This is a genomic window from Microcoleus sp. (assembly GCF_049646505.1).
In the GTDB taxonomy this organism is placed as follows: Bacteria; Cyanobacteriota; Cyanobacteriia; order Cyanobacteriales; family Microcoleaceae; genus Microcoleus.
Genome location: NZ_JBARVX010000021.1, coordinates 1 through 11,351 on the forward strand (window position 1 = coordinate 1; position 11,351 = coordinate 11,351).

Consider the following 11,351-nt stretch of genomic DNA (forward strand, 5'->3'; position numbering starts at 1 on the left):
TTATGCGATCATACTGTATCCATAACCAGGATTACATCACTCAGGAGCCGTGTGCGGTGAAAGTCGCTCTTCCCGGTTTTGTAGGAGAGATGGTGGGGGACACCCTGCCATCGACTCTCTAACAGCATCGGAATTATTAAACCGCGAGCGAAGACGCTAAGAACCGGTTGGTTGGAATTTACCACCTATTAGCGATCGTTCTGATACAACCGGATTTGATATGATGTCTGTTTGATTGGTAATTGTATCATTTTAAGTTTTGTGCGGGCGGCGTGGCTGGTGATATTTGATAAATAGTGACGAATTAAATAAGCCCGCTGCATACAGTTGGGATGCAACCGGATTTGATATTATTTATTTAGGGGCAGCCAAAGTACAAAGGTAGTGCCGCGGTCGGTTGGATATAAATGAGTTTCCGCAGGTGGCAGCCATTCGGGATTTACTGGGGAAAATACTTCGATTTCTCCTTGCATTTGACGGACTAAATCGCGGGCGATCGCCAAACCTAACCCTGTTCCGGGAATTTCAGTCTGCGCTTTTTCTCCCCGGTAGTGCCGCTCAAATAAATGCTCTAAATCCTGGGGGGGAATCCCGACACCTGTGTCGCTGACTGCTACTGCTACGGCAGGGGATGGGCGGTGTGTTGCCCGATCGCCATTCACTGTTACTTTAATATAAATTTGGCAGCCGGCGGGGCTATATTTCAAAGCATTGTCAATTAAGTTGCTCAAAACTTCGCGCAAAGCTCGATCGTTCGCCGAGACTGGCGGCAAATCCGCCGGTATGTCGGCTACCAATGACAGATGCTTTTCCGATGCGATCGCCCCAGCGGAAATTAACAGCGGTTTTAAGACTTCTGCCACAAAGCAGGATTCCGCTAAATTGGCTGCGGGCGACAGCGACAGGGGAGAATGCTGGATTAATTCCAGATTGGATCTTGCTTTTTCTGAAGTGCCTGATGGAAGTCTCAGATTTGCTTCGCCGGTGTCAACGGTGCGATCGAATTGACTGAGCAACTCTTGCAGCCGATCGCTCTCTCGGACAATACTAAAAGCCACATTGCGGTTTTTGTCTTCCGGTACCAGCCGCCGCGCCAACAGCTTGCCAAAAGTTCGCAGCGCTGTCAGCGGACTTTTGAACTGGTGCAGCAAATTCTGCACCGTGTCGTACACCTGAGCCTGGATTTGCCGAACCGAGCTTAATTCCTGGTGCATCCACTGCGATCGCTGGTCTAAAATGCACGCCAGGGCTAAGGTGCGAGCAATTTGCTGCATAGTCGCCTCTTCTCGATCGTTCCAAGGCCTGTCTTGCCTGCCGCACACCAGGAGGCCCATTACAGAGCCTTCGTGTATCATAGGCGTCACGATTTGCCGGCGCTGCTGCCACACATTTTCCGGGCCTTGACACTGGTTTTGGTGCCCGTCACCGGGCAGCCGATCGGGTGCGATCGCCCCCACCGTTGATTCTTCCACAGCAAAAACTGGCGCCGCCAGCCGTCGCGGCACGGGTTTGGCTGTCGAACTTTCCGAAGGTTGCAGCGTCAACCCCTGATTTTCTGGTGATTCTACTGAATTTTCCGGGTAAACTGCGATCGGCACTAACTTTGCCTCGCTCCCGGATACCATCTCTCGTGTCAAGTATACTGCGCTGAATGTCGCTCCCAAACTGACTGCGATCGCCACCTGCGATCGACAAAGCTTGACAAATTCTGAACTGGCTGGCATTAACATGAGCGCCGCATTAATATATCTAACGAAATTTTCAGTGAACTACAACTAATTTGTCGCCGATTACAGATTCGGAGACTTCTAAATTTCAGGTTTCTGCGTTTTAATAGAAGGCTGCTAGGTTCCAAGCATCCGGCCCTCAAGAACAAAAATTGCCCTGCATCCGGGTCCTGCTTTCACAGATCCCGAAGCTAGCTGCTGCCCCAACTTTCGGGCCACAATACCACAACCGCTGCACTTTTGTCGATCGGCACGAATGTTAAGATTGTGTCGATATATTAAAAACTGTTGATTTTTGGAGCTAGAACGGATATACTCAGCTCGGATTTGGTAGCTATCATTACAACCTGTCTGCTCATACTGTCTGCTCACAGAGGAGGTAAAGAAATTGGCCAGGAGACGCAAACGCAAGAGTCGCCGCCGACAAGAAGGACGCAGAATTTTAGAGTGTGTGCCTCAATATAGCATCGAGAGCGGCGAAGATAAACCCGTAACAGCGGCTCGCAAGTTCATCCATGCCGAAGGCATTGCTCCCCCAGCTTTACTGTTAGTCAAGCGTAACGAGCATACCACCGACAGATACTTCTGGGCTGAAAAAGGTTTGTTCGGAGCCCAATACGTAGAAGAGAACCATTTCTTGTTTCCCAGCTTAAAGGTAATGCTGGAAACAGCCACAGAAAAACTTGCTCTGGTGGCCGCCAGTCGCGCATAGAGCAAAATAGCGCGATAGTTCTCATTGTCTGGAGAGTGCTGACTGAAATTTACGCGAAAAGTCCTTAAGAAATAAGCACTAGGGTATAAGGCGCCATCGCAACAGGATAGCTCGCCTGCTACGGGCGACCGCCACAGCGCGCACTCTCACGATAATGTTTTTTTTGACTCAGCCCAAAAACAGATAATATCGGGCATGGCCCTCGGTGCCCAAAATTTTAGACGAAAATTAAAGCTCCCAGATTCATCTTTTTTAGCATAAATCTCAAATCTTCAATGCCCCAATCTAAAATCGATCGAGTGTTTGGTCGATCGAGCCAACAGCCAACCAGAGAGCCACAGGGATTCATCGGTTTGTCTGCTGAAAGTCTCAGCACGGCATCTAGCATATCAAAAAACGTTTCACACCAAACTTTTAATCGACGAACAGTGGTTTTAAATCTAAAGCTTTTTGCATAGCTGCTAGTTCATCGCGGTGAGCTCTGACAGTAACCAGGCTCTTAGTTTGGCTTCCCGACTCAGCAACCGATTCGAGTTTAAGAGAAACTTGCTCCGAGCGTCCAGCTTTTTTCCAGTAAAATATTCCCGCCAGCGGTGACAGCAGTACCAAAGCGAGGAAAATTTGACCTTGCTGGGGAACTAGCATTCCCAAAACCAGTCCCAAGCACAGAGTGCCGCCTGCACTCAGCAGAGTTAAAAAAATAGCTAAAAACCAACTAGGGCGCACAAAACCTTCAAAAGTGACTTGATAGTTGGGAGCATCGACGGCTGCAACTCGGTAAGCCCTAGAAGCAAAATATTCTTGTAGCTGGGTTAACAGTGACTCTTGGGCGCTCTCAGAAGCCAGCTTGACTTGTTCGATTCTATCTTTGACTGAGGCCTTGATGAAGAAAAACAAGCCAACAGCAAGCAGCAGGGTAATCGTGAACGTTGAAGAAAGAACAGTAGTATCCATCGGTACAAGTTTGTGTAATTTTACCAATCTACTATTACTTTACAGAACTTTACATACAAAAGCGATCGAGGACTTACGCAGACACTTACTTACCAAAATTCCCAACAAGCTTTGCAGCAAGGTATTTTTCTCCCCATCACCTTTCTTTGCATATCTCCCCACCATCCCTAATTCTCAAGTGACAATGCGTAAGTCCTGACGTAGTGTAGCTGCTCTAATCGCTGTGCGGCGGTGCCAGAAGCATCAGCCAAGGCAATCGGGCAAATCGCTTTGCTAGTAACGCCAGCATTTCAAGGGTTGAGGCATCCGATTGCAACGGTGCTAACCCGTGTGACCAGTTTCTAAGGCGCGGGGCCGGAGCCCAGAAGCGCCGTTACCCTGACCGATGTACTCGTGCCAGAGACGAGCCAGGTCTTGAGCTTGGTGCCGCCATTCGGGGAGGATTTGATACATCCGGCGGGGGCGGCCGCGTCCTTCTACTTTTTTCCAGTAACCGGTGATTACGGCTTCATCTTCAAGGAATTTCAGAGCGCTGTAGAGGACGGTATCAGAAAGCCGGTAGATGGGGAATTCCCTTTCTAGTTTGCCGATGAGTTCTGTACCGTAGGAATCTCCGCGCAATAACACCGAGAGAATGTAGCACACTGCTAGTTCCTTGTTTAGATAAACAGGAGGGGGGTCTTGAAAAAATTGATAGATGTGTTCAAATTTCATCTGTCTTGTCCGCTAGAAACTCTCGCGATACCGTCAGGTTAACGGGAGAGGAAAGCGGGGCGGGGTATGCCGCTTCCTAATGATTAACTGGGAATGGGGGGAAACACAGGTGCAGTATTTCCCCAGTTGTTTGGGTAGCTCCAAACGCTGGTTTTGCACTTCGGTAATGTTGGCTGGCGCCAAGGTTGAGGAACCCTGACTTAACTAGCTTAACTTTCTTGCTCTTCCAATCTATCGCAGCGACTGCGGTCAAGTGTGCGACCGCCGCGGGCGAGTTGCAGCTAATTTCGGAGTTGGTGTTTTAACTCAAGCTCAGAATTGCCAACTTCCCCAAACCCTGATTTTGTCTGGGGCGTGCGCTCTAGATTGTCAGAGCCGGCAGGCTTTTTCGGGCAAAAACTTTGCCTTTAAACCGGACTGAGACCTAACATGGCACGCAGTGTAAAAGTTAGAAAGACAAAAGTCGCTACAATCGAAGTAATCAGGGCGATCGCTGTTGCTGGTCGATCGAGCAATGGTCTGAGTCGCTCGAACAGAAAAAAGAAAATTCCCAGACATATCGTAATGAAAAAACGGGGGTAGCGAGAGACGTTATTGATGAAATCTTGCATGAGCTTGGTTGGGTAAAGTGTCACAGCTCGATCTTTGACTGGTAACACTTGTGAGCGAGTTTGACAATTTTGGCACAGCCGGAGCTAAATCTGCCGATCGGGCGATCGGCGTTTTTGCCGGCGAGGCTGACATATATAATTCTAACGAAAACTTTTGGTCGATCGAGCGCTGTCTGTTTAATCCCGTGCCACATCCGCTGACAACTTCAGAAGTATTTATTATATTCAGTTCTAGTTGCGATCGACATTATAAGGCTGTTATTTATAGATAAATGTCTGCTTCGGCACCTTCTTCCGTCTTGCCGCGTCCGTTTCAGAAACCGGCCTTACGGTAGAACTAGGTCGAAAGTAATAAAAGCCCACAGAATCAAACTATGCGAATTTTAGTCTTTGATTTGGAACCAAATCCAAGAAATCCACCCTCGGACAGTAGAATAACGCCTTTTTATAGTTGTATCATTAATATCTGAACGATTTTCTGAGATTATTTTACAGATTGCATCTTCTGGCGGAATTTGTCCCAGTTCAAGCGCTAATTGAAACACTAAATAAAAAACTTTACGTTCTAAAATCTTATTAATCAAATCTAGATATTTCAATTTAGGTCTTTTATGTAAAATTGACCTTCCTTCACTTGTCAAGCGAAAAATTACTTTTTTTGTCACGGAATCTTGATAATTTTCTATCAGTCCAATATACAATCCAGCATTAGTATAATAGTCAGTTTGCCTGCGGTCAAATTCATAGTTTTCTGTAATATCATCTTTAGTTAAATCTCTTTCTAATAACAATGATAATAAATCTACTATCCTCTCAAATTTATTAGCTTGGGGAAATGGAACATCTGGCTCTGCAATTAGTTGAATATTATTGAATACCCGATCGACATCGCTCCGTTGTATTTCTTGGGGAGCGATCGTATAATTCTTTTGTTCTCTCAGTCTCAGAGAGTTATAATTTTCATCATTGCTAAATTCATAAATAAAAAAACTAAAAACGTCATTAGAGTATGTCATCAATACTGGAATTACTTTTTTAGTTATTTTTTTTGACCACAATCTGTAAGGATAGTAAAGTTGTCTAATTAAAAAATCCTCGATCGAATAGTTCTTAGCTTCTATCAATACAAAATAGTTGTTGCTTTCAAATCCGGCATCTATCTCACACTGAGAATTTTTAACCTTGATTGAATAGGGTTTCTTGGTGGTAGGATTGATAATATTAAAATTAAAAGACTCTGTAGACATTCTGCCAGAAACAGTGTAAGCTGTTTTTTCGCCTAATAAATCATCTATAAGACCGATAGTAAATGCACAGTGCAATGCGGAACTTTCAGAATATAAATTTGTGCAATCTATACTCTCTATGTCTGAAGGAAAGTCAAAAGGAATCACTTCTATTTCAGGATCGTACTTAACTTCAAAGTGTGTACCAAACCTACCAATCACATATTTTGAGCGAGAAATTGGCAAGATTGATAGATGATTTTCTCGAAAGATATCTGGCAAATTGACAGAGTGATCGAACTTTGCCATCAGCCTGCTTTCTCTTAGCTTGTTGATTTGAGCCGATTCTATTTCAAAACAGCCATTTTCATCTACTTCTTCTAAAATGTTATGCGTTTCAAATAGTGTTTCCCAGGCTTTATCGTTAGCAGTTTTTTTGTTTTTACTCATATTTGTTTGTCCTGAACTTGATAATTTAAAATTAATACTTCATCAATTTTACCTCTTTTCAAAGCATTTGAATTGATACTTCTCGTTGCCCTAACTTTTTTGATTTTATCCCGATAATCATTGTACAAATCCAGAATAAAATCCGTACAAGAATTACTCATCATCACTTTACAACCTTTGGCCGTTAGATCGTCAAAAACTTTTTTTAGTCGTTCTTGTTCGTGTCTGTTAAAGCCGTTTACATCATATCCAGTAAAAGAAGCTGTTTCTGAAACAGGATCGTAGGGAGGATCTAAATAAATAAAATCTCCTTTTTTTGCATCTTTGACAGCTTCTTGAAAATCTAAATTTGACAGTGTAATGGTGTTGCTAGTTAAGTATTTGTTGACAGCTCTTAAAACAGCCCCGTCTAAAAAATTGGGATTTTTATATCTGCCAAACGGAACATTAAACTGACCTTGGGAATTAACCCTAAACAAACCATTGTAGCAAGTTTTATTTAGATAAATGATTCGTGCTGCTTTTTCCACTGCCGACAAATCGGCATATTTTTTAGCTGAACGATCTAAGTCTCTCATATCATAATAAGAAGTTTCGGTATTGCTATATTTCTCCTTGCTTAATTCCTCCATCAGCTCATCTAATGAGTCTCTAATTACTTTATAGCAGTTAATCAGTTCTCCGTTGCTATCATTGATAACAGCTTTTTGGGGTTGTAACTCAAACAAGAGTGCACCTCCACCTATGAAAGGTTCATAGTATGTATGTTTGCTTGTCAGCTTGGGAACATACTTAACAATTTCTGGCAATAACTGCCTTTTACCTCCTGCCCACTTTAAGAAAGGTCTTACTAAGGGATTAATTTTCCCTCTTACTAATGTATCGCTTTTCACTCAAATGCCTCTAACGCTGAACAATTCATTGTACTTGAATTTTTGTTCAAGTCAAGAGTAAAGGGTGATATTGATTCAAGGTGTAAGTCGCAGTTAAATCTATCGACAAAGACACCTTGACAAAATTTTATTAATCTGATATGTGAGGGCAAAAATTTTGAATTAAGCCGATCGCACTTCAATCACCCCTCTATCAAAAACCCGCTTGTCAGTACCGATAGAACTGACAAACATCCGGTCTTGATAGACATCAAACGTCGCAAAACTCAGCAGACTAGCAGAATACTCCGTCCACTCAGAACGCCCCACCGGACGAGTGCCCCCGCCGGCCCCGCAAATCAAATAAGTCGTACCGTCAATCGATCGGGTGCGTTCGTAACTGTGCTCGTGTCCGTTGATATAAAGCTGCACGCCGTACTTTTTAAACAAAGGCGTCAAAGTCTTAATAAAAGGTTGATTCACTCCGTAGATGCCAGAGGAATAAATCTGGTGGTGGCCGAACACAACTTTCCAGGGTGCGGTGCTCTGACTCAACTCTTTTTCCAGCCAAACAAGCTGATTTTTCCAATCCGCATTGCGATTGGTATCTAAGGCAAAAAACTGTACCGGATCGCGCCGAAAAGTATAGTAGCGACCTTGCATATTAAAACCCGCATATTTAACTTGCGGGTCGCCGTTAGCAGTGCGGATGTCGTGATTTCCCAGACAAGCATAAAATTTTACGCCCTGCTGCAATAATGGCTGATAAGGCTTCTCGAAAACAGCATTGATTTTTTCAATTTCGCCGTTATTGTAGATGTTGTCGCCGGCGAGAACAGCAATATTAAAAGGGTTTTCCCCGTGATATTGGGTCATCGCCTCAGCCACAGCATACTGACCTTCAGCCCCGGTGCCGGTGTCGGCAACCGAAATAAAGCGTAAAATAGGCGGTGAGGCTGGCAATTGGACGATCGCCCTTTGGCCCTCAACATTAGAAGGTACAGCAGCATTCGCGCCTGTATCCCACAAAGTCCGAAGCTGAAGCATTTTCCAGACTCCGGTAACACCTAAGCTGCTGAGACTGGCTAAAACTAGAAATTTACGGCGTTTGATGCTCATGTTAATTCAGTTAGAACTAATATAATGATAAATTAAGGCCCAGAAGGCTCAACTAAAATTTATCTTTAGATATATTAGATATATTTGCAACGCTCCAAGGCAAAGAAAATGTCAGAAGAACAACTAAACCAACCAACTCCAGAAGCATCTCAATCTCCGAAAGCGAAGGTTGACTCGGCGCAAAAGTCTGCCGCCAGTGGCAGCCCAGCTCAAAAAACCGACACTGGCGGCAAAAATGAGAAAATCAAAGCTTTGATTTTCTCAATTCGGAATTTGGGAAAAAAGGGGAAAAATGTAGCAGCAGAACCGCCGCTGCAGCCCCAAAAGCCGATCGCGCCCACCGCTGCTGACTCAGCAACAGTAATTCCTCCGGCTGTTGCTGCGGAAGTTAAAAGCGTTCTCCCGCCAAAAGCTGCAGTAAAATCCGATAAAAAGTCTGTATCAAAACCCCCAGGCGGCGGTTTTTTAGAGAAAGTCGGTGTACTTTGGCAAAGCATTGTGCGGTTAGTGCGCGACCTGCTACCGCCATCTGCAAACGCCAAGCTGTCCGATCCAATTTTAAACGCCTCCTTAGCAGCAATTCTAATCGTTGCAGTCGGTTTAACTTTCAACAGTTTCTCGGCCAAACCGCCGGATAAACTAGCAACAGCGCCTTTGACAGCAGCGCCGCAGTCGCCGCCGCCAACAGCAAAATCACCAGAGGCGATCGCCAATTCTGAGCCAACACCTGCTAAATTAAAAAGCAAATCGCCCGATTTAGCGGCTCCGAAAAAACCGCAAACTGTAGAAATTATCCCGCCGCCGCCGCTGACACCTGAACAGTCTCTGATTGCTGCAATTCAAAATCAAGTTGCTGAAATTACCGATCGACTTGGCGGCGGTTTAGTTAGGTCTGTTCAAGCTGATTTCTCCATCGGCCTTTTGACAGTGAATGTCGCTGAAGATTGGTACAAACTCAGCGATATCGAGCAAAATCAGTTAGCGACTAAAATGTGGAAAGAAGCTAATTCACTCGATTTCAGCAAGTTACAAATTGCCAATTCCGCAGGTAAATTAATAGCTAGAAGTCCAATTGTTGGTTCGGAAATGATTATTTTAGAAAGAGGGATTAATAAAGTTTAAATCGGATGTATCTGCCAACAGTCAGATTAGTCTTAAAGTCCAGGACGCAAAATCTAATTTTGTAGGCTTGTAGTGAGGACTTCAGTCCTCATCAAATGAGAGAGGACTGAAGTCCTCACTACAAACCTGATAACGCTTAGTGACCGGACATAATATTAATTAACTTTGAGAAAAATTGAAAGATGACAATTTTAACTCAAGTCGAACCAGTAGAAATAGAATCTCCCAGCAGCGACCCAGATGCGATCGCAGAAAGCGAGATCGCGCGATCGCATGACTTACGGCATTGAAGCTCTCAACCTTTACTTTCAAAAGCGTTCGGATGTTTAGGTGTCAGCTAATTCTTTCATTTATTATGAAGAAAAAAACAACATTGTTCCGTAATTTCAAGCCAGTAAATTGTTGTAGGCTTTCCATGCGAGCCTACAACAATTTAAGTATTATTGCTGAGTAAAGTACATTACTTTGATAAAGAATCTGTAAACTTTTAACAATAAAATCACAATTTATCAGTAATAGTCCTGGACGCACGAGTGGCCAGAAACCGGGCTTTTTACGAAAATTATCCGCCGCAGCCCATAAATTAGGCAAAAAACCCGGTTTCTTGGATCTTGGTGCGTCCAGGACTGAGTAAAAAAAACTAACAAGCGCAGCAACCTTCACCTATTTGCTGCTATTAAGTTGTTGCAGACACTGCCAGTTTTCCAGTACCCGACGGAAAATATCAGTAATTCCCCTGATTGACTGGCTGCCGAAAATATGGGAACATTATTCTAAATAAAACTTTGGAAACTAAATAAAAATCAAGCACTAAAAACTCGATCGAGTCCGAATCCACACATTCCTCTTGAACGAAGTGTGAAGCGCATCAATTAGTTGAGTTTGAAACTACCACAATCCAACAGCTCACTCGCATCTACGGAAATTAAACATGAAACTTGTTAAAGATTCACCTTTTAACTCTCAAGATCCGTTTCAGAATTTCCTCGCCCCAGAATTCGAAATTGATACCAAAAACTTACTCAATAGTCAAGCTTACGCCAGCAACATCTCAGAACAAACACTCCCTCCACTTCGGGCCGCTGACAACAATAGCGCTGAAGACATCGCCAGTTGTTCCAACTCCCTCAGTTTGAGTCAGAGCTTCCCCAACACAGATTTTACCCCCCCGAAAAAAATAGCGCACTGGATGCTCTGACTGGGGAAATTATAGGCGAAAGATATCTCGACTATTCCGACAAAGATACTTTAATCGGCGAAAGACGCGCATCCCAACTCACACCAACAGCTTCCAATCCCAAAGCACCTCCCATCATCCAAAGTGCCGAACTTAAGTTTACAGACAGCAACAATCAATCTTTTCCCAACAATCAATCCGTTCTCTTCATCACGGGTACTAATGTATTAGTTGACAATTTTGGCGACCCGCTTGGCAGCAGATTCAGCGACTTAACCGTAAAATTTTTAGTCGGTAAACAGTCTTACGAAGCAACAGTTTTGACAGACAAAAGTCGCAAATTGGCAAACAATCAATTTGAAATCGCCGTTCAAGTTCCCAATACCGTACCGTTAGGTGAATCCCGCATCGTCATCAGCCGCAAGCAAAACGAAAAAGTTAGCCCAAATCCCTCAGAACCAGCCCAAGAAGTCAAATACGATAGCAGTCCTTACCGAATTGAAAACGACACACAATACATCTTTGCCGCGCAGTGGACAACAGATAAAATCGCAATTATTAACGGTGCAAATCCTGCATCAGTTGTCACAGCTACTAATAGCAGCGACTTGTCCATTGCTAGCGTTTCTGTAGGCACGGATGATATACTCGATCGCCCGCGAGAACT

At 44.0% G+C, this 11,351-nt stretch carries 11 protein-coding genes and 1 pseudogene; 4 read left to right on the forward strand and 8 right to left on the reverse strand.

Translation table 11 applies throughout. The annotated features are described in order from the left end of the window. Positions 1-350: 350 nt before the first annotated feature. The gene (locus WBA89_RS01575) at positions 351-1,724 is read right to left on the reverse strand and encodes a GAF domain-containing sensor histidine kinase (RefSeq protein WP_424403438.1); all 1,374 of its coding nucleotides are present in this window, start codon (positions 1,722-1,724) and stop codon (positions 351-353) included. Between the two features lie 391 nt (positions 1,725-2,115). On the opposite strand from WBA89_RS01575, the gene WBA89_RS01580 reads away from it, so the two are divergent. Continuing rightward, positions 2,116-2,439, forward strand: coding sequence for a DUF3155 domain-containing protein (locus tag WBA89_RS01580; RefSeq protein WP_193971659.1), 324 nt, complete (start codon positions 2,116-2,118; stop codon positions 2,437-2,439). A gap of 217 nt (positions 2,440-2,656) precedes the next feature. Here the strand turns inward: WBA89_RS01580 and WBA89_RS01585 are convergent, their stop codons facing one another. The 4 genes from WBA89_RS01585 to WBA89_RS01600 all read right to left on the reverse strand — a co-directional run bounded on the left by WBA89_RS01585 (position 2,657) and on the right by WBA89_RS01600 (position 4,718). Continuing rightward, positions 2,657-2,827, reverse strand: coding sequence for a hypothetical protein (locus WBA89_RS01585; protein ID WP_424403440.1), 171 nt, complete (start codon positions 2,825-2,827; stop codon positions 2,657-2,659). A gap of 26 nt (positions 2,828-2,853) precedes the next feature. Then, the gene (locus WBA89_RS01590) at positions 2,854-3,393 is read right to left on the reverse strand and encodes a cofactor assembly of complex C subunit B (protein WP_424403442.1); all 540 of its coding nucleotides are present in this window, start codon (positions 3,391-3,393) and stop codon (positions 2,854-2,856) included. A gap of 321 nt (positions 3,394-3,714) precedes the next feature. After that, entirely contained in the window at positions 3,715-4,107 is a 393-nt protein-coding gene (locus WBA89_RS01595; protein WP_194062755.1) for a PadR family transcriptional regulator, read from the reverse strand. A gap of 407 nt (positions 4,108-4,514) precedes the next feature. Beyond that, positions 4,515-4,718, reverse strand: coding sequence for a DUF751 family protein (locus tag WBA89_RS01600; RefSeq protein ID WP_194062770.1), 204 nt, complete (start codon positions 4,716-4,718; stop codon positions 4,515-4,517). A gap of 50 nt (positions 4,719-4,768) precedes the next feature. Between WBA89_RS01600 and WBA89_RS01605 the strand changes: the two genes are divergently transcribed. Beyond that, positions 4,769-4,990 carry a hypothetical protein gene (locus WBA89_RS01605; RefSeq protein ID WP_424403445.1) on the forward strand — a complete coding sequence of 74 codons (222 nt, stop codon included), beginning with the start codon at positions 4,769-4,771 and terminating at the stop codon, positions 4,988-4,990. 111 nt (positions 4,991-5,101) lie between these two features. Here WBA89_RS01605 and WBA89_RS01610 read toward each other — a convergent pair whose 3' ends face one another. The 3 genes from WBA89_RS01610 to WBA89_RS01620 all read right to left on the reverse strand — a co-directional run bounded on the left by WBA89_RS01610 (position 5,102) and on the right by WBA89_RS01620 (position 8,385). After that, positions 5,102-6,394: a type II restriction enzyme gene (locus tag WBA89_RS01610; RefSeq protein WP_424403447.1), complete on the reverse strand. Its 1,293-nt coding sequence runs from the start codon at positions 6,392-6,394 to the stop codon at positions 5,102-5,104. Next, positions 6,391-7,287: a DNA adenine methylase gene (locus WBA89_RS01615; RefSeq protein ID WP_424403449.1), complete on the reverse strand. Its 897-nt coding sequence runs from the start codon at positions 7,285-7,287 to the stop codon at positions 6,391-6,393. The genes WBA89_RS01610 and WBA89_RS01615 overlap by 4 nt, the downstream gene beginning before the upstream one ends. Before the next feature lie 162 nt (positions 7,288-7,449). After that, entirely contained in the window at positions 7,450-8,385 is a 936-nt protein-coding gene (locus WBA89_RS01620; RefSeq protein WP_424403451.1) for a metallophosphoesterase family protein, read from the reverse strand. 108 nt (positions 8,386-8,493) lie between these two features. Here WBA89_RS01620 and WBA89_RS01625 point away from each other — a divergent pair, with 108 nt between their 5' ends. Beyond that, positions 8,494-9,507, forward strand: a complete 1,014-nt coding sequence (locus WBA89_RS01625) for a hypothetical protein (RefSeq protein WP_424403453.1) — start codon at positions 8,494-8,496, stop codon at positions 9,505-9,507. A gap of 1,113 nt (positions 9,508-10,620) precedes the next feature. Then, positions 10,621-11,351: pseudogene (locus WBA89_RS01630) on the forward strand (hypothetical protein); the annotation flags it as partial.

What these genes read in the sequence shown, in the direction of transcription:
- WBA89_RS01575 (WP_424403438.1), bottom strand. Translation starts at nt 1,724, where the DNA reads ATGCCAGCCAGTTCAGAATTTGTCAAGCTTTGTCGATCGCAGGTGGCG.
- WBA89_RS01585 (WP_424403440.1), bottom strand. Translation starts at nt 2,827, where the DNA reads ATGCTAGATGCCGTGCTGAGACTTTCAGCAGACAAACCGATGAATCCC.
- WBA89_RS01590 (WP_424403442.1), bottom strand. Translation starts at nt 3,393, where the DNA reads ATGGATACTACTGTTCTTTCTTCAACGTTCACGATTACCCTGCTGCTT.
- WBA89_RS01595 (WP_194062755.1), bottom strand. Translation starts at nt 4,107, where the DNA reads ATGAAATTTGAACACATCTATCAATTTTTTCAAGACCCCCCTCCTGTT.
- WBA89_RS01600 (WP_194062770.1), bottom strand. Translation starts at nt 4,718, where the DNA reads ATGCAAGATTTCATCAATAACGTCTCTCGCTACCCCCGTTTTTTCATT.
- WBA89_RS01610 (WP_424403447.1), bottom strand. Translation starts at nt 6,394, where the DNA reads ATGAGTAAAAACAAAAAAACTGCTAACGATAAAGCCTGGGAAACACTA.
- WBA89_RS01620 (WP_424403451.1), bottom strand. Translation starts at nt 8,385, where the DNA reads ATGAGCATCAAACGCCGTAAATTTCTAGTTTTAGCCAGTCTCAGCAGC.
- WBA89_RS01625 (WP_424403453.1), top strand. Translation starts at nt 8,494, where the DNA reads ATGTCAGAAGAACAACTAAACCAACCAACTCCAGAAGCATCTCAATCT.